The organism is Porphyromonas sp. HMSC065F10, from assembly GCF_001808555.1.
Lineage (GTDB): Bacteria > Bacteroidota > Bacteroidia > Bacteroidales > Porphyromonadaceae > Porphyromonas_A.
The window spans coordinates 77,282-99,887 of record NZ_KV793784.1; the positions used below are offsets into that span (position 1 = coordinate 77,282).

General features: G+C 56.2%; 14 protein-coding genes and 1 tRNA gene. 2 read left to right on the top strand and 13 right to left on the bottom strand.

Features of this window, described 5'->3' with window-relative positions; translation table 11 throughout:
- Nucleotides 1–394 precede the first annotated feature (394 nt).
- Complete coding sequence (locus HMPREF2890_RS08970; RefSeq protein ID WP_148130678.1) at nt 395–1,381, bottom strand: hypothetical protein; 987 nt, start codon at nt 1,379–1,381, stop codon at nt 395–397.
- Between the two features lie 111 nt (nt 1,382–1,492).
- Nucleotides 1,493–4,252, bottom strand: a complete 2,760-nt coding sequence (gene ppdK / locus HMPREF2890_RS04975) for a pyruvate, phosphate dikinase (protein WP_070466176.1) — start codon at nt 4,250–4,252, stop codon at nt 1,493–1,495.
- Nucleotides 4,253–4,714: 462 nt separating this feature from the next.
- On the opposite strand from ppdK, the gene HMPREF2890_RS04980 reads away from it, so the two are divergent.
- Together HMPREF2890_RS04980 and HMPREF2890_RS04985 are read left to right on the top strand one after the other, a co-directional pair.
- On the top strand, nt 4,715–5,497 hold the full coding sequence (locus HMPREF2890_RS04980; RefSeq protein ID WP_070466178.1) for a formate/nitrite transporter family protein: 783 nt from the start codon (nt 4,715–4,717) through the stop codon (nt 5,495–5,497).
- Nucleotides 5,498–5,575: 78 nt separating this feature from the next.
- Nucleotides 5,576–7,090, top strand: a complete 1,515-nt coding sequence (locus tag HMPREF2890_RS04985) for an IMP dehydrogenase (RefSeq protein ID WP_070466180.1) — start codon at nt 5,576–5,578, stop codon at nt 7,088–7,090.
- A gap of 81 nt (nt 7,091–7,171) precedes the next feature.
- On the opposite strand, the gene HMPREF2890_RS04990 is transcribed toward HMPREF2890_RS04985, so the two are convergent.
- From HMPREF2890_RS04990 to HMPREF2890_RS05040, 11 genes are all read right to left on the bottom strand, one after another.
- Complete coding sequence (locus tag HMPREF2890_RS04990; RefSeq protein WP_070466182.1) at nt 7,172–7,747, bottom strand: GNAT family N-acetyltransferase; 576 nt, start codon at nt 7,745–7,747, stop codon at nt 7,172–7,174.
- Nucleotides 7,748–7,759: 12 nt separating this feature from the next.
- Nucleotides 7,760–7,981, bottom strand: coding sequence for a DUF2795 domain-containing protein (locus tag HMPREF2890_RS04995; RefSeq protein WP_018106532.1), 222 nt, complete (start codon nt 7,979–7,981; stop codon nt 7,760–7,762).
- Between the two features lie 96 nt (nt 7,982–8,077).
- Nucleotides 8,078–9,580, bottom strand: coding sequence for a potassium/proton antiporter (locus tag HMPREF2890_RS05000; protein WP_070466184.1), 1,503 nt, complete (start codon nt 9,578–9,580; stop codon nt 8,078–8,080).
- A 90-nt stretch (nt 9,581–9,670) separates the two neighbouring features.
- Nucleotides 9,671–9,743: transfer RNA gene (locus tag HMPREF2890_RS05005), tRNA-Lys, on the bottom strand.
- Nucleotides 9,744–9,886: 143 nt separating this feature from the next.
- Nucleotides 9,887–10,981 (bottom strand): endonuclease/exonuclease/phosphatase family protein, encoded by a 1,095-nt coding sequence (locus HMPREF2890_RS05010; RefSeq protein WP_070466186.1) that lies wholly within the window; start codon nt 10,979–10,981, stop codon nt 9,887–9,889.
- Nucleotides 10,982–10,993: 12 nt separating this feature from the next.
- Nucleotides 10,994–12,472 (bottom strand): aminoacyl-histidine dipeptidase, encoded by a 1,479-nt coding sequence (locus tag HMPREF2890_RS05015; RefSeq protein ID WP_070466189.1) that lies wholly within the window; start codon nt 12,470–12,472, stop codon nt 10,994–10,996.
- Between the two features lie 167 nt (nt 12,473–12,639).
- Nucleotides 12,640–13,815 carry a SusE domain-containing protein gene (locus tag HMPREF2890_RS05020; RefSeq protein WP_168160417.1) on the bottom strand — a complete coding sequence of 392 codons (1,176 nt, stop codon included), beginning with the start codon at nt 13,813–13,815 and terminating at the stop codon, nt 12,640–12,642.
- Nucleotides 13,816–13,823: 8 nt separating this feature from the next.
- The gene (locus tag HMPREF2890_RS05025; protein ID WP_070466195.1) at nt 13,824–15,356 is read right to left on the bottom strand and encodes a RagB/SusD family nutrient uptake outer membrane protein; all 1,533 of its coding nucleotides are present in this window, start codon (nt 15,354–15,356) and stop codon (nt 13,824–13,826) included.
- A 3-nt stretch (nt 15,357–15,359) separates the two neighbouring features.
- On the bottom strand, nt 15,360–18,377 hold the full coding sequence (locus HMPREF2890_RS05030; RefSeq protein ID WP_070466197.1) for a SusC/RagA family TonB-linked outer membrane protein: 3,018 nt from the start codon (nt 18,375–18,377) through the stop codon (nt 15,360–15,362).
- Between the two features lie 23 nt (nt 18,378–18,400).
- Nucleotides 18,401–20,527 carry a glycoside hydrolase family 97 protein gene (locus HMPREF2890_RS05035; protein ID WP_070466199.1) on the bottom strand — a complete coding sequence of 709 codons (2,127 nt, stop codon included), beginning with the start codon at nt 20,525–20,527 and terminating at the stop codon, nt 18,401–18,403.
- 293 nt (nt 20,528–20,820) lie between these two features.
- Nucleotides 20,821–22,473 carry a DUF6377 domain-containing protein gene (locus HMPREF2890_RS05040; protein ID WP_070466201.1) on the bottom strand — a complete coding sequence of 551 codons (1,653 nt, stop codon included), beginning with the start codon at nt 22,471–22,473 and terminating at the stop codon, nt 20,821–20,823.
- Nucleotides 22,474–22,606 lie beyond the last annotated feature (133 nt).

Consider the following 22,606-nt stretch of genomic DNA (forward strand, 5'->3'; position numbering starts at 1 on the left):
AAAGTCAAGTAATAGTCTTATGAACGTAAAAAAGTGGATGCTCGCTGCGGCTGCCCTGCTGCTCTCTGCATCATTTTCCTCAAGCGCTAAGGCGCAGAAGGTGCTTACGGAGGGTCCTCTCAATGAGGTGAAGATCAATCTTCCCATGGCCCTTGCCGGCAATATTGAGCTCTCCTATGACCGGATCTTGCTGGAGGATCTGTCACTTGGCGTCGCTGCCAGTGCTGCGTGGGAGGACTCCTATCCCTACAAGTATGCGGTCGTGCCCTATACCCGGTGGTTCTTCTGGAAGCATCGCGGGCAGGACGAGTTCCCCGGTGCCGGCTTCTTCATCGAGGTGAATGCCGGTTTCTTTGGTTGCAAGTACACCAAGAATTATACCGTATCCAATGGATTAAACGGAGGGCTCAATATAGATAGTAAGGACGCCAACGGCTTTGGTGCCGGTCTCGGTCTCGGCATCGGCTGGAAGTGGATCTCCAAGAGTGGCTTCGTCGGTGAGATCTACACCGGCGCCGGACGAAACTTCGTCTCGGCAACGAAGGATGCTGTCCCTGCATACATCCGTAGCGGCATCAGCCTGGGCTATCGCTTCTGATCCTTGCAGATCCATACATAGAGAGTGGGCAGCTTCCCTTTTGATCGGGAGGCTGCCCACTCTTTTTTGCCTAATGGTCAGGGGTGCTCTAAAGTCAGTCAGCTCTTTCACGGTCAGCTCTTTACCCTTCCTCTTCTCCTCCCTATAGAGTCCTCTCCCCGGTATGATCCACTGGGTGACCTCCTCTCGCTCCACCTCTTGCTCACGCTTGCCCATCACCTTAGCATCGGTCTTGGACACCATTGTGTACGATCGCACGATCGTGGAGACTTCGCCGAGAGGCGTCTTCCGTGTCTCTCTCCGGAGGATCTTGTCCCCCTCCACGGTCATGGTGAGGTGGAGATTAAGCAGTCCGAGGAACTTGACCTTCGCCTTTACCTCCAGTGTCTGATCGGGAAAGGTCTGATCGGGTGTACCCTGCAGGGGGAGCATCCTAAAGCGGTCCCCGCTGAGGCAATTGATCTCGACCTTGGCAAGCTTAGCAGCCTTACCGCTCATCTTCTGACGGACTAAAGTCCTCAGTTCATCTATGGAGTAGTAGACGCCGTCAGGCAGTACTATCTCAGATATTGGGAACTCGTCTGAGTCGCCCAGTGTGCTGCTCCAGACGTTATTGCCCTGGACACGGCGAAGAGTCAGCTGCTCGGTCGAGCTTCTCCCATCCTTCCCGGTCATCGTATAGGTCACCTGGGTGCCTATAGGATCGGAGGGAGTAAAGATCTGGGCTGATGCCGAGAGTGCTGTAAGCAGCAGCGGAAGTAGAGTGATGGTCAGTTTTCTCATATCGGTTTCTTGCTTCGTAACTTGATATCCCAAATGTAGCAAAAAGAGAGGAGCTGCCCCACATGACCGGGACAGCTCCTCTTATCTTATCTCAGAGTGAGACTAAATAAGTCACTCCTGCATCGCAGCCTCGGAGTCCTTGCGGTGCTCGATAGCAGCCTGTGCCGCTGCCACGCGAGCGATCGGGATGCGGTAGGGTGAGCAGCTGACGTAATTCAGTCCGACAGAGTCGCAGAATTTTACGCTCGACGGCTCACCTCCGTGCTCACCGCAGATACCGCACACCAGCTCGGGACGGGCCTTGCGACCACGCTCGGCAGCGATACGGATCAGCTGACCCACACCGTCCTGGTCGAGTACCTGGAAGGGATCCACATTGAGGATCTTCTTCTCGAGGTAAACGGGGAGGAAGGACGCAATGTCGTCACGTGAGTAACCAAAGGTCATCTGCGTGAGGTCGTTGGTACCGAATGAGAAGAACTCTGCTGAGGCAGCGATCTTATCTGCCGTCAGAGCTGCACGGGGCACCTCGATCATCGTACCGATCTTGAAGTCAATGCGAGTGCCCTCCTCCTTGAAGAGTGCCTCTGCAGTCTCGGTGATGATGCGCTTCTGCTCATTGAACTCCTGCACGATACCTGCCAGCGGCACCATGATCTCGGGGATGGGGTTGTGTCCCTCCTTCTTCAGCTCAATGGCTGCACCGAGGATCGCTCTCGTCTGCATCATCGTGATCTCGGGGTAGGTGTTGCCGAGACGGCAGCCGCGGTGACCAAGCATAGGATTGTGCTCAGCGAGCTGTTGCACCCGATCACGGATATACTTCACCGTCACGCCCATATCCTGAGCCATCTCCTCCTGACCCTTGGCATCGTGGGGGACAAACTCGTGCAGCGGCGGGTCAAGCAGTCGGACGATCACTGGATAGCCATCCATGGCGAGGAAGATCGACTTGAAGTCCTCCCTCTGGATCGGGAGCAGCACCTCGAGTGCCTTATACCGATCCTCAGCAGTCTCGGAGAGGATCATGTGGCGGATCGCCTTGATCTTCTTCCCGTCAAAGAACATGTGCTCCGTACGGCAGAGACCGATACCTACGGCGCCAAACTTACGGGCCACCTTTGCATCGCGCTCGGTGTCCGCATTGGCACGCACGACCATGCGGCTGTGCTTAGAGCAGAGGTCCATCAGCATCTGGAAGTCCTCGTCCAGCTCGGGTGCCTCGGTCTTGAGCTCTCCCTCGTAGATACGACCGGTGGAGCCGTTGATAGAGATGTGATCTCCCTCGTGGAAGACCTTATCCCCTACGGTGATGGTGCGAGCCTTGTAGTCGATATTGAGTGCTCCTGCACCGGTGATACAGCACTTACCCATACCACGTGCCACCACAGCTGCGTGGCTGGTCATACCACCACGTGCGGTGAGGACGCCGTCGGCTACCTGCATACCGGCAAGATCCTCCGGTGAGGTCTCGTCGCGGACCAGGATCACACGGTGGCCCTCCTTAAGGTGGAGCTCCTGAGCATCGTCAGCAAAGAAGCAGATGATACCGGTAGCGGCACCGGGGGAGGCGGGCAGACCGCGAGCGATCAGTGTGGCACTCTTCTCCATCTTCTTGTCAAAGACCGGGTGCAGCAGCTCGTCCAGCTTATTGGGCTCAATGTGCTCGATGGCAGCCTCCTCATCGATCATGCCGTCCCGGAGCAGGTCCATGGCGATCTTGACCATCGCCCGACCGGTACGCTTACCATTGCGGGTCTGGAGGAACCAGAGCTTACCCTCCTGGACGGTAAACTCCATATCCTGCATATCGTGGTAGTGCTGCTCCAGCTTGTGCTGGATCTCGAAGAGCTCCTTGTAGATCTCAGGCATGGCCTCCTCGAGAGAGGGGTGCTCGGACTTGCGCTCCTCCTCGCTGATCCCCTTGTACTCGGCAAACTGACGAGAGCCCTTGAGGGTGATCTGGCTTGGGGTACGGATACCGGCGACGACATCCTCGCCCTGTGCGTTGATCAGGTACTCGCCGTTGAAGACATTTTCACCTGTGGCGGCATCGCGTGAGAAGCATACACCGGTCGCACTGGTGTCGCCCATGTTGCCGTAGACCATCGCCATGACGGTAACTGCCGTTCCCCACTCCTCGGGGATGCCCTCCATACGACGGTAGAGCACGGCGCGCTCATTCATCCATGAGCTAAAGACGGCAAAGATGGCACCCCACAGCTGCTCGTGGACATCCTGGGGGAAGGGCTTGCCGGTCTTCTCCAGCACAGCGGCCTTAAAGCGCTTCACCAGCTCCTTCAGGTCCTCCACCTCCAGATCAGTATCCTCGGTGACACCCTTAGCCTTCTTCACCGCACGGATCTCCAGCTCGAAGGGGTCGATGTCGTCCTTATTCTCAGGCTTTAGTCCCAGTACTACATCTCCGTACATCTGGACAAAGCGGCGGTAAGAGTCCCAAGCGAAGCGGGGGTTGTTGGTCAGCTTGGCAAGTCCCTCGACAGCCTCATCGTTGAGACCAAGGTTGAGGATGGTGTCCATCATACCCGGCATAGAGGCAGGAGCACCGGAGCGGACCGAGACGAGGAGCGGATTAGCCGGGTCACCAAAGGTGCGACCTACAAGTGCCTCGATCTTACCGATATTGACCTTGACGTCCTCCGCGAGGGACTTGCGGATATTCTCTGCGCCCTCGGTCTGATAGTCTCTGCAGACCTCTGTCGTGATTGTAAATCCGGGTGGCACCGGTACGCCTACGAGGTTCATCTCGGCGAGATTAGCTCCCTTACCACCGAGGAGCATACGCATATCTGCGCGACCCTCGGCCTTGCCGTTGCCAAAGGAGTAAATCTTCTTACTGCTTTCGCTCATACTATTTGTTTCTTTTGATTTATTTTGGATTGCAATCCTATTTCTATTGATAAGCTTTCTGAGAAGCACTCTCGTGCCTACACTACAAAGGTACAGACGATTGCCCTATATTGCACGGAAAAGACTGATTAGGGTAAAAAATATCTAATTGTGCCCACCTGCTATTTTTCTGATTTGTTCTTTTTGACAGATAATTTGTCCTTTTGTGCATTCATGTCGAGGGGGAATTATTGTAGGCGTGCCCCCCACTTGAGGAGAGGCAATTCTTTTACCGGTAAAAGAATCTTCTAATACCGATATTAGAGTTGTCTAATATCGGTATTAGTGATGTCTAATATCGGTATTAGTTTGCAGTGAGTTTGCAATGGCTTTTTTGCCCCACCATTTCCGACCTCTATCACTCTGGTTTCTGGCGAAAAAGCTAAGTTTGCCGACGTATCACCAATAATAGCATTCTCTAAAATGAAATCTCCCTCAGAGATCGTCGCCTCAACCTACGCAACGGCAGAGACAAAGAGCTCGCTCTCTCTTATTAATATGGTGCTCCTCGGCTTCCTCGCCGGCGTCTATATCGCTATGGGAGGCACTCTGGCGACTCTGGCTGGAGGTGGCTTCGACGCTGCAGCAGCAGGTAATCCGGTGCTGCCTAAGCTGCTGAGTGGCTTTTTCTTCCCCCTCGGTATCATCCTCGTCGTCATTGCGGGGGCGGAGCTTTTTACCGGCAACTGTGCCGTGCTGGTGCCGGCGGCGATGCAGGGTAAAGTACGATGGGGGCGTGTTCTGCTCAACTGGGGAGTGGTCTGGTGTGCCAACTTCCTCGGTGCGCTCTTCTGGGACTACTTCCTCGTCTATCTCACGGGACTGATGGAGCCTGAGGCCTTTGGCACCTTTATCCGCACCACTGCGGAGACGAAGGCCTCGCTCTCCTGGGGTGAAGCCTTCGTGCGTGGCGTGGGGGCTAATTGGTTTGTCTGTCTCGCCATCTGGCTGGCGACGGCGGCGGACACGATGTCCGGGAAGATGATGGGGCTCTGGTGTCCGGTGATGGCCTTTGTGGTGATGGGCTTCGAGCACTCTATCGCCAATATGTACTACATACCCACCGGCATGATGTATGGCGCTGAGGTGAGCCTCTCCCAGCTCCTGCTCGACAACCTCCTGCCGGTTACTCTTGGCAACATCGTCGGCGGTGCCCTCTTCGTCGGTGCGCTCTACGGCTGGATCTACAGGAGGAGCCAGAGGTAAAATAATAAATGGAAAAGGGGTACCTTTGTGCAGGATCTATATCCGTTGGACGACAAAGAATACATAGCACAGACTATCATGGCCATCATTACCAGCGAAATCTCCCATACCTTCGGTGAGTATCTCCTTATCCCCGGACTTACTACACGCGACTGCACCCCGGACAACATCTGTCTCCGGACTCCTCTCGTGAAGCACAAGAAGGGCGAGGAGCCCTCCCTTCACCTCAATATCCCCTTCGTCTCAGCGATCATGCAGGCGGTCTCGGATGACCGGCTGGCGATTGCGCTGGCGCAAAATGGAGGGCTCTCCTTTATCTACGGCTCTCAGCCCATCGAGGATGAGGCGGAGATGGTGCGGAGGGTGAAGAAGTTTAAGGCCGGATTTGTCCAGAGTGACTCCAACCTTACACCTGACCATACGCTGCAGGATGCGCTTGACCTGATCAAGCGGACCGGGCACTCCACCATCGCAGTGACCGATGACGGCAAGCCCAATGGTAAGCTCCTCGGTATGCTCACCACGCGGGACTACCGCATCGGGGTGACGCCCTTCGATACCAAAGTGAGGGATATGATGACCCCATTTGACAAGCTTACCACGGGGTACGAGGGGATCACCCTCTCGGAGGCTAACGATGTTATCTGGGATGCGAAGCTGAATACTCTCCCCATCATTAATAAGACGGACCACCTCTGCTCCCTCGTCTTCCGTAAAGACTACGATAGCCACCACGCTAATCCCAATGAGCTCTCGGACAAGGAGACGAAAACCCTCCTCGTCGGTGCCGGCATTAATACCCGCGACTACATGGAGCGGGTACCGGCTCTGGTGAAGGCAGGTGTGGACGTTGTCTGTCTCGATTCCTCTGACGGCTTCTCCGAGTGGCAGGCGGATGCGCTAAGGTGGGTGAAGAGCAATTACCCCGATCTCCCCATCGGTGCTGGTAATGTGGTTGATGCGGATGGCTTCAATTACCTCGCCGCTGCAGGTGCCGACTTCATCAAGGTCGGTATCGGAGGCGGCTCGATCTGCATCACACGTGAGCAGAAGGGTATCGGCCGAGGTCAGGCCACCTCGGTCATCGATGTGGCTGCGGCTCGAGACAAGTGGCTGGAGGAGAAGGGAGAGTACATCCCGATCTGCTCCGATGGCGGTCTCGTACACGACTACCATATGGTCCTCGCCCTCGCTATGGGAGCTGACTTCCTGATGATGGGTCGCTACTTCGCTCGCTTCGATGAGAGCCCCGGTCGTCTCCTCAAGATCAATGGCAATTACGTCAAGGAGTACTGGGGTGAGGGCTCCAATCGTGCCAAGAACTGGCAGCGGTACGACGATGGCGATAAGGCGCCGGTGCTGGGGCAGATGAAGTTTGAGGAGGGCGTAGACAGCTACGTCCCCTACGCCGGAGAGATGAAGGACAGCCTTGAGTCTACGATCAATAAGATCAAGGCAACGATGTGCAGCTGTGGGTCGACGACCTTAGAGCATCTCCGCAAGCACTCTAAGGTTACGGTAGTCTCTCAGACCTCAATCACGGAGGGTGGGGCGCACGATGTGATCCTGAAGAGCAGTGCCAAGGTGGACTAATAGAAAGTTTTGCATACAAAAAGAGACCGCATCATCGTCAGTGCGATGGTGCGGTCTCTTTTTTTGATTTCTTATGTGGGCTTAGCCCTCACGACCAGTCAGGATCATCCGATAGTAGTCGTGTCCCATAAATTTCATTGTCCTATCACGGCGGAAGCCAAGGCTGGCGTAGTATGCCTCTAAGCGAGGCTTATCTACATCAACAAGCAGTGAGACTACGCTGTACCCCAGTTCCTCAAGCCCGTAGGCAACGCTACTCTCCATGAGTCTCAGTCCTATGCGGTGCCCGCGGGCGGCAGGGAGGAGGGCCAGGGTATCGAGGTAGTACTCTCCCGGGCCGGTCTCTGTGTCACTTGGTCCCGCCCCATCCAGAGCGGCAAAGGTGAAGGCTCGCTTAGCCTCGTAGTCATCACCCGGGTAGGAGATGAGACAGCCCACTACCTCATCATCGACCTTAGCCACAAGGGTATTGCGATAGGAGTAGAGGGTGTCCGTCCGACCGCAGATGTCCAGCAACCACTCGTAGAGAGTAGTCTGCTCTTCGTCCATCTCGTCCACGAAGTTGTACCGATCGATGGCTGCCATGGCGCACTTAGCGATCATGGGTACCATCTCCGGTATCCCTCGGGATATGGTGATCTCAGGATCTACGGTCATGTTGGACGCTACTTAGTACTCCTCTTCGTTGAAGAAGAAGTCCTCCTTGCTCGGATAGTCGGGCCAGATGTCCTCGATGGACTCGTAGCTCTCACCATCGTCCTCGATCTCCTGAAGGTTCTCGATCACTGCCATGGGAGCGCAGGTACGCTGAGCATAGTCTATCAGCTCATCCTTGGTGGCAGGCCATGGTGCATCGTCCAGCTTGGAAGCCAACTCTAAAGTCCAGTACATATATTACTTCTGATTGATGGTTTCTACTTCGTTTTTCTGCCTAATTATTAGGCGGGTGCAATGATAGACAATTTTCTCCTAATGGCAAAAATCCACTTACACATCGAGGTGGTAGTGGTGTATCCCGAGCTGCTCGTACGCCTCTACGAGTGCGGTCTCGTCATCGCTCAGGATCAGGACGTGGTCACCTACTTCGAGGGGAGTCTCCCCCTTGGGGATGAAGTAGCTCTCGCCCCGCTTCACGAGGATGGCGAGGGTGTGATTGGGGATGCTCATATCCTTCAGCAGGTTGCTCCTCTCAATCATCGCGGGGCTGACGGTCATCTCAGAGAGCGTGCTGGTGAAGTTTTCCGGCAGATCCACGTCCCTGAAGACCGGCGTCCTCACCTCTTCGTCGACCAGTCCGAGCCACTTCGCTACGATCGTCACACTGCCGCCCTGCAGTGTCAGCGAAATGAGGGTGATGAAGAAGACGACGTTGAAGATCATACGAGCCTCAGGCAGTCCCTCTACGAGGGGATAGGTGGCAAAGATGATCGGCACCGCCCCGCGCAGCCCCACCCAGCAGGTGTAGAGCATCGCATTGAGCGGCATTTTCTTGATAAAGGGGAGGAGCGTCAGTGCTACGGAGAGGGGGCGACCCACCAGCATCAGGAAGAGGCCGATGATGATTGCCGGGAGAGCTACGCCCGCCAGCTCGTCGACATTGACTAATAGCCCGAGTGCGAGGAACATCACCAGCTGGCAGAGCCACTGGAAGCCATCGAAGAGGCGCATCGTGCTCTTCTTATACAGCACCTCCGAGTTGCCTACCACTAATCCCGATATATAGACTGCGAGGTAGCCATTTCCTCCCAGCCCCGCCGTCGCTGAGTAGATGACAAAGGCGACGAAGAGCAGGAGGAGCGAGTGGAGTGCCGGCGAAGAGAGCTTCACTTTATTAACAAACCAGACCGCTCCCTTGCCTAATCCGTAGCCCAGTACCCCGCCGATGCTGAATTGAAGGACAAACATCCAGAGGGCATTGCCGATCGAGGAGTCGCCCGTATGGATCATCTGCAGCAGGATCAGTGTCAGCATATAGGCCATCGGATCATTACTCCCGGACTCAAATTCCAGCAGCGGCTTGACATTGTGCTTGAGGTGCATCTCCTTGGACCGAAGGATCGAGAAGACAGATGCCGAGTCGGTCGAGGACATCACCGCCGCACAGAGCAGCGCCATAGGGAAGGAGAGCGATTGCACCTCACCCGGCATCCAGGGCTGACGAAAGAGGAAGTAGATGAAAGTCCCCGTCACCAGCATCGTCAGCAGTACACCCACAGTCGCAAGAAGCGTTCCCCGGACCATCACCGGCTTGATCTCCTTGTAGTCGGTGTCCATACCGCCCGTAAAGAGGATCATTGTCAGGGCAATGATACCGATGGTCTGTGCCTCAGAGGCGGAGTTAAACTCAAGATAGCCCGCATAGCCGGCAAACATCCCCACGCCTAAGAATAGGAGTAGGGAGGGGATGCCAAACCTAAAGCCGGCCTTGCTCAGTACTAAGCCTATGATCGCCAGGAGTGAGGTGTAAAAGATCAGCTGCTCTATCGACATAGTGGTATAAGGGGCTTAATTGGTAGTATAAATAAAAAACGAGATGCTGTCTCTCCACGAGTGGAGTAGGCAGCACCTCGGCTGGAGAAGTGACCCGGGAGGGGCTCGAACCCTCGACCCATTGATTAAGAGTCAATTGCTCTACCAACTGAGCTACCGAGTCATACTTTATTTCCCCTGTTGGTAGGGGGCTCTCTTGTGGATTGCTCTGCAAAGGTACAATAATTTTGCAGAAAGACAAGGTGCTGTGAGAGCTAATTTGACCGCGATGTATCTACTAGGCTTATCATCAGTTGATTAAAAATCCTATTTTTCACTGTCCTTCTCCGTCTGATCGATGATCAGGTCGACATAGACCGGGTAGTGGTCGCTGAATCCACCGGTATAGTGTGTCCCCTGGAAGCTTCGTCTCGGTCGGTGACGTTGGTCCTGGAGGTAGTCCGGTGCATAGATCTCCATCGACTGACCTCTCACCCTGATGGCGCCTGCCTCGTCAAGGAGCGTTCCGGAGACGATGATCTGGTCCGGTAGCCAATACTGTTTTGCGAAGTAGTGTGACCCCTTCCCCTCCTCCTCTTTAGGGGAGGCGAGGTTGTAGAGCTGGTGCGGTCGGATCTCTGACGGCTCGTCTCCGGGAGGGATCGCTTGGAGCCCCATGGTGAGAGCGGTATTGTGCGGGGCGTCGTTGAAGTCACCCATGATCAGTACTCTGGCATCCGGCCGCTTGTCAAAGAGGTCTTGTATCACTCGGTAGAGCTTGGCACAGACTCGCTCTCTGTCCGGAGAGGTGGAGCGCACCCCACCTCTCCGGCTCGGCAGGTGGACGACGAATACGTCAAGGAGCGCCCCGCTATGCCTTTGCTCAAGCGTCACCCAAAGCGTATTGCGCCCGCTACCGGAGCGCTCGCGCTTTGTCCTCGGGTCGCACCGGAGGGGGTAGCTGAGCAGATCCCCGTAGTGAGGGATCTCATGGGCGTCTACGCGGCGAAAGACCTTAGGGTCCCACAGGAGCGCCACGTCAATCCCTCTCGGATCCGCCCCACGGCTGACAGACATCCTGTAGTCCATCCGCCGGAGAGGCTTGGCATCGGTTAGGTCGCGTATCACCTGGACGTTCTCGATCTCGATGAGACCGATGAGAGCAGGGTAGTCCCACTCCCCTATGCGAGAGAGGGTGCGGGAGATACTCTCCACCTTACTCTGGTACCGCCCCTTCGTCCAGTGGTATGCTCCACCGGGGAGGAAGTCCCGATCGTCTGTCTCGGGGTCATCGATAGTGTCGAAGAGGTTCTCCACATTATACGAGACCACCCTCCGCCGGATCACCTGCTCACTCTCCTGTCCCATACCGGTCAGTGTGGCAATGAGGGTGAGAAGGAGGAGTGCGAGACGCCGTGACATGGCATCACCGGCTTACTTGCCTGCCTTGGGGGCGCGCTTAAGGATGTCGAGGATGTAGTCCCAAAACTTCCCTACAGATGCCACCTCCAGACGCTCGGCCGGTGAGTGGACATAGAGCATCGTCGGTCCCACGGAGATCATATCAAGCTCCGGCCGTTTTTGGCGGAAGAGACCGCACTCCAATCCGGCGTGGATGGCGTACACCTTGGGATCCGTGTCGTAGAGGGCTCGGTAGCTCTCGCAGGCAATCTTGAGGATCTGGGAGTCGGTATTTGGCTCCCAGCCGGGGTAGGGACTGTGCTCGTAGACACCTGCTCCGATAGCCTCAAAGGTAGCACGCACCATATCGCCCACCATGTCAATCTGAGAGTCGATCGAGCTTCGCTGGCTGGTGACTACCATCAGAGCGTCCTCCTCGTCCTCATTCCGCATCTTCACGGAGGCGAGATTGGTCGATGTCTGTACCAGCCCATCGATCTCGCGACTCATCTCGATCACGCCGTGAGGGCAGGCGACGAGAGCAAAGATCAGGTCATTAGCCGTGTCGGTGTCAATGCAGTAGTCCGGCGTCTCCACCGTATCCAGCTCGACCTTCAGCCCCGGCTCCATCACCTTATACTCGTCCTGCAGGTGGGAGCGGAAGACGTTGACAAAAGCGGCCAGAGCATCCCGATCCTCAGGTGCCACACCGATGACGGCATGTGCCTCGCGGGGAATGGCATTATCAAGGTTGCCCCCCTTGATGGAGGCGAGGACATACTCCACCTCGTTGCCGAGACGGAAGAGAAGTCGGGCCAGCAGCTTCACCGCATTGGCATACCCCTTATCGATCTCGCTCCCTGAGTGTCCACCGTGGAGACCGCGAACCTCTATCCGGGCGTAGTGCAGCTCCGGGTAGGCGTAGGCACGCTCATACTCCAGCTCGGCTACCGTGTCCTTACCTCCGGAGCAGCCGATGCAGATCTCGCCCTCCTCCTCGCTGTCGAGATTAATCAAGATCTTGCTCTCTATGAAGTCGGGTGCCATCTCCATGGCTCCCGTAAGTCCGGTTTCCTCATCGCGGGTGAAGAGGCACTCAATTGGACCATGCTCGATCGAGTCGGAGGCGAGGATCGCGAGGCAGACCGCATCACCGATCCCGTCGTCAGCACCCAGCGTCGTGCCGCGGGCGTGTACCCAGCCATCCTCTACATAAGTCTGGATGGCGTCGGTCTCGAAGTTGAAGTCCACATCCTTATCCTTCTCGCACACCATATCCATATGGCACTGGAGGGCGATGCTCTCCCGGTCCTCGTAGCCCGGAGTGGCGCCCTTACGTATCAGGACGTTGCCCGCGTGATCCACCTCGCACGCCAGCCCTTGCTCCTTGGCAAAGTCCTGCAGGTAGGCGATCATCTTCTCCTCCTTCTTGGAGGGGCGGGGGATACGGGTGATTTGGTCGAAGTAGTGAAAGACCTCCTTCGGTTGCTGATCGATGACTTTATCGCTCATGGTAGTTCAGTGGTAGTTATTGGTTTTTTATGTTTCCGTAAAGATACCAATTTCTGCTTACCCATAGGCATGATCCCTGCGTGGGAAGTGTATGAAAAAAAGCTCCCACCGAAGCACATGTCACCGGTGGGAGCAAACCTATCAAAATCTTTCTTACTGTGTCGAGGTTACTTGTCGAGCTTCTGGAAGAAGTAGTTGCCGGTGAGGTCGTTGAAGTAGACGTTGTACTTCCCTGCCTCCTTGGCGGTCACCTTCCAATTCTCTCCACCGCTGACAATGCCAAAGTCGGTGGGGAATTGATCCTTCTCTTGACCACCCCAGCTTTTGGCCCAAGCGGCATTGGCGCGGAGCTTAAAGTCGCCCTCCTTCAGCACGATCTCTCTACCGATCCAGAGGTGTGGCTCGGTCTTGGACTGCTCGAGGAAGAGGTCGTGATCCCAGTCGATACCGGCGGTACCGATGATACCGATCTTGTCGAAGGTCGGCTTGGACGAGACGTCGATGGACGTAAAGCTGATGGTCGCCTGAGCGGGATCGAGCTTGCCCCTATTGACTGTGAAGGTAACGTGGTAGTACCCGGCTGCTGACCCGGCGGGGAGCTTAATATCGTCACCGTTCATATCGAGCTTGCCGTCCTTTAGACCCAAGATATTTTTCCACGCGCCAATGCTGGCTTCGGGGAAGATCTTGAAGGCGGCATCCGCCTTGAGGTAGCCGTAGTAGTGGTAGGCCAGGGCGTTGTTGTCGTCGGCAAAGAGGAGGTGATCGTTGTTTTTCTCCTTCCACACAGGCGCGCCATCTCTGCCGCTGAGGTTCCCCACGAGGAAGTAGAGGTCAGGTCGGGAAGTGGCGAAGAATGGGGTGATCGTTAGCTCCAGTGGTGCCGAGGTGGTCTTATAGGTCTCGAGGGCGTGGTCGTTGCCCTTGTCGGCCAGAGGAAGTGCCTCCACCGTAACGGAGACCTTGCCCGGAGTGTCGCCCTCCATCTCCAGCTCGGTGACGAGCCGCTTATTGAGCTCCTGGAGCGGGAGGGAGATCTGACGTGTGCCGGCGGGTACCGGGATGTCAAGTCGCTTGTCGCTACCCTCGCGGGAGAGGATGACGGTGTAGGTCGCAGGGATCTTATCGCCGTACTTGGCGGCGCTCCAGCTTAGATCGAGCGTGCCGCTGCTCTCAGGGGTGATCGTCAGCTCTGAGGAGGCGGGCTGATCGAGCACGGCGGGAGACTTGGAGGAGAGGACGGCATCGAAGCTCTCCATCGGATCCTCGGTGCTACATCCCGCCACGAGGGAGAGGATGAGGGCGACGAGAGTCGCAGATGCCAAGTGATATATTCTATTCATGGTCTGAGTCATTTGCTTTGGGGACGAAGGTTAGGATTGGCGAGCGCATCAGAGGCGGGGATGGGGTAGAGCAGCCTGTCGGCAGTCATCGCTGCACCGGAGGCTTTTCCACCCTTCCACTCCCAGAGATAGCTGCCAGAGGTGAAGAGCCCGAAGCGGATCAGGTCGGTACGACGATGTCCCTCCCAGTAGAGCTCTCGCCCGCGCTCGTCGATGATCTGCGATAGCTCGAGGCTACCTGCAGGCGCGATGCCGGCGCGGCTGCGGATCTGATTGAGATAGTCCAGTCCCTTGCCCTTGTCGGCAGCTCCACGTGCAGCACACTCGGCATAGATGAGGTACATCTCAGCGAGACGGAAGAGGGGGAAGTCCATATCGCAGTAGTCGGGATGGCTGCCCGGCTTGCCGTCGCTGGTGACGTTGGTGTACTTATAGACGTGGACCCCTTGGTTGAAGTCGCTGAGCTTCTCGATGGTGTCGGTCGACTTGAGCAGCAGATTGCGACTGTCAGTCGATCCAAAGAGCTTGGCAAAGGTCGGTGTGGCGCGATTGCCACCCCACAGGCTATTGGTACCGAGAATGGGGAGGAGACCTTTCTCCTTCAGCAAATCACGCATATCCTTGTTGTAGGAGGCTCCGACAAGGAAGGTGGCAGAGCCGTAGCTATGAGCGTTTTGTCCATCAGACACGATGGAGAGGATGATCTCATCGGTGTACTTGTGGTTGTCCGCCCCAAAAAGCTCTCTGTATTTCCCATGCAGTTTGTACCCCGCGGCGATGACCTTCTCAGCATACTCTGCCGCCTCAGCATAGTGCTGAGTGCCGGTGTAGACCTCTGCATTGAGGTAAACACGAGCGAGTAGCGCCTGTGCTGCGGCTTGGTCGGCACGGCCGTACTCCTGCTGGCGTGCGGGCTTGAGGAGTGGCTCTATGGCCTTTAGCTCCGAGACAATGAAGTCATAGAGGTCCTTGCGGGCGATCTTCTCGGGCGCCGTCTTCCCGGTCGGTGTCGTTTCCGTGACGAAGGGGACATCCCCAAAGAGGTCCATCAGCACCCAGTACTGATAGGCACGGATGAAGCGAGCCTCCGCTTTCATCTGCTCCTTTTCCTCAGACTTGATGGGGGATTTGTCCACATTGGACAAAAACTCACTGGCATACTTGATCTGAATGATGGAGCGGTAGTAAGCTCCGGCGATGAAGACGGTGGTGGCATCCCAGGTGCCATCGCTCAGCCCCTTGACTGCCGCATCGTTCCAGGCACACTTGACCTCGTCCGTCGGAAGCTCCTGTAGGTTGAAGAATGCTCTGGTAAAGCCTGTGAACCCGTCGTCGATGTCGGCGACATCGCCCTCTGTGAGCGCCCAGGCGCCATAGACCTTGGCAAAAGCCTGTCTAGTGCCCAGCTCTGTGGAGTAGACTTTGGGTCCGGTGACATCATTGGTAGGCAGCCGGTCGAGATCACGGACGCAGGAGGCGAGGAGTAGCCCTGTGAGTAGGGTCGAGATGAGTATGGTAGTAGTCTTCATAATCTTTTTCATAACTTAAAAGGTGAGACCCAGACTAAGAGAGTAGGTGCGGGGGATGGGGTAGAACTGGTGGTCGATCCCACCGGAGACCTCGGGGTCAATGCCCTTGTACGAAGTGAGGGTAAAGACATTCTGTACCGTCGCTCCGAGGTTGATCCCTACAGTGTCGTGGAAGAGGCGACCGAAGTCGTAGCTGAGGGTCAGATTATCCATCTTGAGGAACGAGGCATCTCGGACGTAGTAGTCGGAGAGATAGTGGTAGTTGACAAACCCGGATGCGCTGTAGTCGTGCGTCGCATTGCTGATCCACCCGAGAGGATTTTTGATCGATGTGAGTGTGCCATTGTCGCTGGAGACGTTGTCGTAGATCTTATGGCCGGTATTGGCACGCAGCGAGGTGGAGAGGGTGAGCCCCTTGTACCGGAGGGAGGTGCTGAGACCGAAGAGGAAGTCCGGTGCCGGCTTGCCACAGTGGTACTTATCGTAGTTATCGATCTTACCATCGCCATTGAGGTCAGCAAATACACCCTCTATAGGCTTTCCTTTTGCATCATAGACCTGCTTGTAGACAAAGAAGGAATAGGGCTCGTAGCCCACGGAGTGGATCTGGACATTCTGACCGGTACCACCACTGATACCGCCCACTTCTGCACCCAGATAGGTAGGATCCTCGACCTGAGTCAGTTGAGTGATCTTGGTCTGGTTGTAGGTGGCATTGAAGTTGAGCACCCAGTTCCAGTCCTTGGTCTCGATCGGGATGTAGTTCACAGACAGCTCGGCACCCCTATTGGTCATAGAGCCGATGTTGGTGAGGAGCCTGTTGGAGAAGTTGGCTCCCGCCGGGACCGGAATCGTATTGAGCAGATCCTTGGTGTGCTTGACGTAGAGGTCGATTGATCCGTAGAGGCGTCCCTTTAGGAACCCGTAGTCAAGACCGATATTGGAGGTAGCCGTCTGCTCCCACTTGATCTCGGCATCGTAGGCGGCAGGCTTGTACATATTGTACCACTTGTCGCCAAAGAGGTACTTGTGCTGATTGTCACTGAGGGAGTAGACCGACTGGTAGCTATAGTTGGCGATACCGTCCTGCTGTCCGGTCATACCGTAGCCCAGGCGGAGCTTTAGGTCGCTGATTGCGTCCACCTCCTTGAGGAAGGACTCTTCCTTGATCTTCCACGCCAGTGCCAGTGAGGGGAATACACCCCAGCGGTACTTGGGCGCAAAGCGAGAGGAGCCATCGGCACGCACGGTGGCGGTGAAAAGGTAGCGATCGAGCAGTGAATAGTTGACACGACCGTAGAAGGATACGAGGGTATTCCGCGGCAGGTCGTAGGGGAAGACCGGCTTATTGTACTCGATCCCTCCGGCTGTCTTTTCGGAGTACTTGTAGTCCTTCGTCATCCAATCCTGGTAGGAGTAGCCCGCCATCAGGTCGAGGCTGCCCAGGATGGCCTTAGACTCGTGCTTGTAGTTGACATAAAAGTCGAGGAGCTTATTGGTCTTCTCCTGACGGTACTTTTTGTCTAGTCCACCCTTACCGACGACATTTTGGTTGGTGTACTCATTGAGCGGAGCATTCACCGGGATATAGGTTCGTCCCTGCCCCACTCCGTAGTCATAGGCAAGGTTGAGGTTCATGCTCAGTCCCTTGACGAAAGGAAGCTTGTAGGTGATCATTGAGTTGGCAATGATCCGCCCGCTGGTGCCTCGGTCGTCCTTCTCCATCAGGAGGGCAAGGGGGTTGCGAGGGGCTAGGGATCGGGGGATCACCTGACCCTTATCATTTGTGCCGGTGAGGAACCAGTAGCCGCCAAAGGGCTTGTAGATCGCCTCATTGGACATGATAGGCTGGGTCGGATCCATCCGGACAGCGCCATCTATGGCACCCTTGTCGGCGTATCGATTGCGGGTATAGGAGCCTTTCACGTTTAGGGTCACCGTGAGGTCATCGTTCAGGAAGTGAGGGGTCAGGCTCAAGTCTCCGGTGACGCGCTGCATGTGGTCGGTCTTGAGGATACCCTTCTCATCGTAGTAGCCCACAGAGACACGGTAGGGGAGCCAAGAGGTTGCCCCGCTGATGCTGACGTTGTTGTCCGTACCGAGGGCGGTCTGGTAGATTGCCTTTTGCCAGTCGGTATTTTCCTTGCCCAGCATGTCGATATACTTTTGCTCGCCACTCTTCTTCACGATTGCGCGGATCTCGTCGCCAGTATAGACGTCAACATACTTACGCGGGGTGGAGACGGAGAAGCGAGTAGAGGCCTGCACGCGTATCGGCTGACCGAGGCTACCCTTCTTGGTGGTGATGATGATCACACCATTGGAGGCACGAGAGCCGTAGATAGCAGTGGCGGACGCGTCCTTGAGGACATTCATCGACTCGATGTCTGCAGGGTTGATGGAGCTAAGCGGACTAGGTGCACCGGGCAACGTACTACCCTCCATCGGCACCCCGTCAATCACGATGAGGGGGTTATTGGAGGCATTGAGCGAGGCACCGCCACGGATACGGATCATAGCACCTGAGCCGGGAGCGCCACCGCCTGGGACGATCTGCACGCCGGCGATCTTACCGGTGATGAGTTGGTCCGGAGTGGCGATAGCCCCCTTCTGGAAGTCCTTGCTGGAGATCGTGGTGATGGACCCGGTAAGGTCCTTCTTCTGCACCGATCCATAGCCGATCACCACCACCTCGTCAAGGAGCTCGGAGTCCTCGTGGAGGACAAGGCGAAGGGGGAAGGTCTGGTCTGCTACGGCTATCGTCTGATCGACGAAGCCGACGTAGGTAAAGGTGAGGCGATCAGACTTCTCGACCTGGATGGAGAAGTTGCCGTCCATATCGGTGATCGTCCCTTGCCCTGTCTTGTCAGTCACCCGCACGGTGACACCGGGTAGGGGAGAGCCCTCCACGTCGACCACCACGCCATAGGCGCGTACCGACTGGGCGAGAGCAGAGAGCGCACTCCCGCTGACCACCACCAGTAGGGCGAGTAGTCGCAGAGCCTGCTTGAGTATACTGCTATTCTTATTCATACTAAGATATGGGATTAAGGGATTTACTTGATCTCAGAGAGGATCACGGCGAAGCCACCGCCCTCCACCTCGTGCAGGGTGAGGGTGCTCTTGGAGGTCACTTTCTTCTCCGTGATGGTATAGTCGTACTGGTTGGTCAGGTAGTGAGCCTTCTTGCCGTCCTGCCACACCTTGGCGAGATACTTCTTACCCGGGGTGAGGAAGTCGAGGCTGATCTTCGTCGTGCGGTCTACACCGCTGACGCTGCCGATGTACCAGTCCTCGCTCGCCTTGTCCTTGCGTGCTACGGTGACGTAGCGCCCCGGCTCCGCCTCGAGGTACTTGCTGTCGCTCCAGTCCACCGGCACCTTCTCGATAAACTCAAAGGCATCCATCCGCTCCTCGTAGTGCTCGGGCAGGTCGGCCGCCATCTGGAGTGGCGTGTACATCGTCAGGTAGCTGCCGAGCTGATTGCAGACGGTGGTGCGGACGACGTTGTGGTTGTCCGGATTGAGTCGGCTGAGGTCCATCATCAGGATTCCGGGAGTGTAGTCCATCGGACCACCGATGAGGCGGGTAAAGGGAAGTAGGGTAAGGTGGTTGGCGGGATTGCCACCGGTCTGGAACTCCTGCCCCTTGGCCGACTCCTGAGAGAGAAGGTTGGGGTAGGTGCGGCTCAGTCCGGTCATGTGGACCGACTCGTGAGCATTGATCATGATCTGCCGCTCGGCAGCCTTCTTCACCACATAGAGGTAGTGATTGACCAGCCACTGACCATAGTGGTACTCCCCGTAGGGGACGATGTCACCGACGTAGCCGGTCTTGACGCCCGGGTAGTCGTACTTCTTCATCAGGTCAAAGGCAGCATCCAGGTGACGCTCGTAGTTGCGGATTGAGCTGGAGGTCTCGTGGTGCATCAGCATCTTGATCCCCTTCTCCTTGGCGTAGCGGTGGATCTCCTCGATGTCAAAGTCGGGGTAGGGGGTGACGAAGTCAAAGACGTAGTCCTTCTGGTGGCCAAACCAGTCCTCCCAGCCAACGTTCCACCCCTCGACAAGCAGTCCGTCCATTCCGTGGGCGGAGGCAAAGTCGATGAAGCGCTTCACGTTGGCGGTCGTGGCTCCGTGACGACCGTTGGGCTTCACCTTGGAGTAGTCGGTCCGGTCGAGGTGGACGCTGTGGAGGTCGTCGGTGTAGGCCCATGTGCTCTTGCCGGTGATCATCTCCCACCAGACGCCCATGTACTTCATCGGCTTGATCCAGGAGGTGTCCTCGATCTTGCACGGCTCATTGAGGTTATAGATCAGCTTGCTCGCAAGGATGTCCCGTGCATCGTCACTGACGATGATGGTACGCCAAGGGGTATTGAATGCAGTCTGCACGTGCCCCTTGTTTCCCTGCGCATCCGGTGTGAGGTGTGCACGGAAGATCATGGCCTTGTCGTCCAGCTCCAGGTTGAGTGCTGGGAAGTCAATCAGCGCTGCCTCGTGTATATTGATGTAGAGCCCGTTGTCAGCCTTGAGCTGCAGCGGGGTCTGCACGCCGGTCTTGGAGAAGTCCTGCTGAGAGGCGTTGTGGATGTGAGCCTCATCGTACCGGCTGCGGATCTCGCTGAGACGGCACTCGGTGACGTTGTACTCCTGCGTGTCGTAGTCTCCCGGGATCCAGAAGGCGGTGTGATCGCCCGCCATGGCAAACTCCGTTGCCTCCTCCTTCACCGTGAAGTAGATCAGGCGATCCTGGTCGGGAAACTCGTACCTCAGCCCCATGCCGTCATCAAAGAGGCGGAAGCGGAGGTCCATCTCGCGACCATTCTCCCTCTGACGGAGACGGATGAGTATCTCATTGTAGTGGTTGCGGATCGTGCTCACCTCGCCCCAGACCGGCGTCCAGGTCTCGTCAAAGGTAGAGCGGACGGCTTCGCCCTGCTGCTCAAAGGCAGAGACGAGGTCACCATCCTCGTGATCCTTGAGGAAAAAGCCTAAGTGGCTGTCCCGCACGACCGGCTTGTCGCCATAGTCAAGGCGATACATCGGCTCACCCTTGCTCCCGAGGTGGAAGGTGAGGGTGAGGTTGCCGTTAGGCGACTTGAGGACCTCTTGTGCTCCTGCGGATCCGATTGAGATCGTCAGCGCAAGGAGCAGGGAGAGGATAAGCGTACGTGGTTTCATGACTGCTTATATTATAGGGTTTCGAAAAATGTGATCGAGGATAATGGGTCGCTCCGAAGGGTTAGGACGGAGTGGGCGCCATTAATTTCTGATACAAAAGTCACCCCTTCGGGACAGTTTGCCAAGCAACCACAAAAGTATATAAGGGTATATCAGTTGATTGAGGTCGTAGGGTGCAGATTATTAGGTAACTAATTAATTTTCGTAACCTATAAATATAACCTCAATATGGTCTTTTTGGGGAGGGTCGTGGCCCTATTTTTCGCCCCCTTTGTCTTTTTTTGTCGAGGTGTCTACCTCGATCTCCCGATCTTCATGATCTCGCCCTCGAAGTCTTTATTCTCCACGAGGGACTTATTTTTCACCCGTGTCTTGTAGGTGTTGATCGTATTGACAGAGTAATTGAGGAAGTGTGCCACCTGCTCCGTCTTGGAGACCCCGACACGGATCAGTGCGAAGATCCTCATCTCGGGGGTTAGCGGGTCACCGGGGAGGAGGGTCTGCTGCTCCTCAGGGGGGAAGAGGGCGTTGTACTCGGTGACAAAAGTGGGGAAGAGGTGGGTAAAGGTCTCGTCGAAGTCGGCGTACATATCTTTTCGCTCTCTCGTCACCTCACTCTGGCGGATCCGCTTCCGGATCGCATCGTACTGCTTGCTCTCTAAGCGCTGTCTGAGGAAGCGGTAGAGCTCCTCTTGCTCGTGGAAGTAAGCGCCCTGCCTGTAGAAGGAGGATCCGATGTATTCGTCCTTGATCGCATTGGCCTCCTCAAGTCGCTCATTGGAGAGCCGAAGGGCGCCATTGGCCTCCTCTATCTGTCTCGTCGCACGGCGTAGGTGGCGCATCTGGAGGATGATCACCACGATTGCTGCGACCAGCAGCAGACAGAGCAGTGAGGCCACTAAGGTGTAGGTGGTCATCTGACGTCGTCGTAGGTCAATCTGATGCATCCTGCTCTGCTCGATCAGTGGGCGAATGTCACCTACGGCTACCTTTCGGTGCTTTGCGTCATAGTAATTGGCGTCCTCCATGGCGAGGTCGATGTACCTTGCTGCTCGGTCAATGTCGCCCATACGATAAAGCTCGCTTGCAAGACGGGCAAGCGAAGTGGTCTCGTGCGTACCGGTGATTAGGTCATACACGGCAGATTGAGCCAGAGCTTCTACCGCTGCCATATCATCGTCCATAAGTGTGGCGGCTGTTCCCTTCAGTGACAGGAGTATGGCTCGGTCACGGTCCGTGATCGACGACTGCCGGAGCAGCTCATCGATCGTCGAGAGTGCCTCACGGTACTGATGTAGGTGTAGCTGCTTATGGATCAGCGCATAGTAGTGGTCGTGAGATCCCTCAGGGGTAAGGGTGATCACCTCATCTGCCTCCTGAAGACCGGCAGAGCGGTACCTATGCGCCATCTCGTCATTGTGGTCGTTGTAGTCAGCGAGGTCGAGGAAGTACTTCATCCGGAGGAGATGGATGGCGATGGTCTCCTCCCCGTCCGGTGTGCTGTCGGGAGCTATCGCATCGATGGTCTCGCGTGCCTCGAGGAAGAGTCCTGCTGAGAGATAGCAGTAGGCGACCTCTATGCCGGCGCGACGTGAGGCACTCAAGTCCTTGAGCTGATGCCCCAGCTCCAGTGCCTTACGAGAGAAGTAAAGAGCGGAGTCAAAGCGGAAAGGTCTATACTCCTGTGCGAGCTCCAACGTGCTGCGATAGCGCTGCTCTAAGGGCACCTCCTCCTGCTCGGTGGTCTCTAATCTTGCGCGCAGCTCACCGAGACGCTCCTCCTTGAGCTCCATATAGTGAGAGCGTTGCTCAATCACTCGATCGAGGCTGTCAAGGGCAGAGATCGCAAACCGATCAACACCCTCAGACCGATGGCAAGCCACCGAGAGGGAGAGGACCGCAAGGATCCCCACCAGACCGATCACTATGGCTCTCAGCTTCTTCATACGCTCTTACAAATATAGAGTTTTCTTAACACCAATGAAAATTCCCCGATACACCTCAATTCCGCATGAGGGTTGTCAGGTCTCACACAGGTAATAGGATTGCCCCATTCATACGTATGCCTTTCGGGGGGGG

What these genes read in the sequence shown, in the direction of transcription:
- HMPREF2890_RS08970 (WP_148130678.1), bottom strand. Translation starts at nt 1,381, where the DNA reads ATGAGAAAACTGACCATCACTCTACTTCCGCTGCTGCTTACAGCACTC.
- ppdK (WP_070466176.1), bottom strand. Translation starts at nt 4,252, where the DNA reads ATGAGCGAAAGCAGTAAGAAGATTTACTCCTTTGGCAACGGCAAGGCC.
- HMPREF2890_RS04980 (WP_070466178.1), top strand. Translation starts at nt 4,715, where the DNA reads ATGAAATCTCCCTCAGAGATCGTCGCCTCAACCTACGCAACGGCAGAG.
- HMPREF2890_RS04985 (WP_070466180.1), top strand. Translation starts at nt 5,576, where the DNA reads ATGGCCATCATTACCAGCGAAATCTCCCATACCTTCGGTGAGTATCTC.
- HMPREF2890_RS04990 (WP_070466182.1), bottom strand. Translation starts at nt 7,747, where the DNA reads ATGACCGTAGATCCTGAGATCACCATATCCCGAGGGATACCGGAGATG.
- HMPREF2890_RS04995 (WP_018106532.1), bottom strand. Translation starts at nt 7,981, where the DNA reads ATGTACTGGACTTTAGAGTTGGCTTCCAAGCTGGACGATGCACCATGG.
- HMPREF2890_RS05000 (WP_070466184.1), bottom strand. Translation starts at nt 9,580, where the DNA reads ATGTCGATAGAGCAGCTGATCTTTTACACCTCACTCCTGGCGATCATA.
- HMPREF2890_RS05010 (WP_070466186.1), bottom strand. Translation starts at nt 10,981, where the DNA reads ATGTCACGGCGTCTCGCACTCCTCCTTCTCACCCTCATTGCCACACTG.
- HMPREF2890_RS05015 (WP_070466189.1), bottom strand. Translation starts at nt 12,472, where the DNA reads ATGAGCGATAAAGTCATCGATCAGCAACCGAAGGAGGTCTTTCACTAC.
- HMPREF2890_RS05020 (WP_168160417.1), bottom strand. Translation starts at nt 13,815, where the DNA reads ATGAATAGAATATATCACTTGGCATCTGCGACTCTCGTCGCCCTCATC.
- HMPREF2890_RS05025 (WP_070466195.1), bottom strand. Translation starts at nt 15,356, where the DNA reads ATGAAAAAGATTATGAAGACTACTACCATACTCATCTCGACCCTACTC.
- HMPREF2890_RS05030 (WP_070466197.1), bottom strand. Translation starts at nt 18,377, where the DNA reads ATGAATAAGAATAGCAGTATACTCAAGCAGGCTCTGCGACTACTCGCC.
- HMPREF2890_RS05035 (WP_070466199.1), bottom strand. Translation starts at nt 20,527, where the DNA reads ATGAAACCACGTACGCTTATCCTCTCCCTGCTCCTTGCGCTGACGATC.
- HMPREF2890_RS05040 (WP_070466201.1), bottom strand. Translation starts at nt 22,473, where the DNA reads ATGAAGAAGCTGAGAGCCATAGTGATCGGTCTGGTGGGGATCCTTGCG.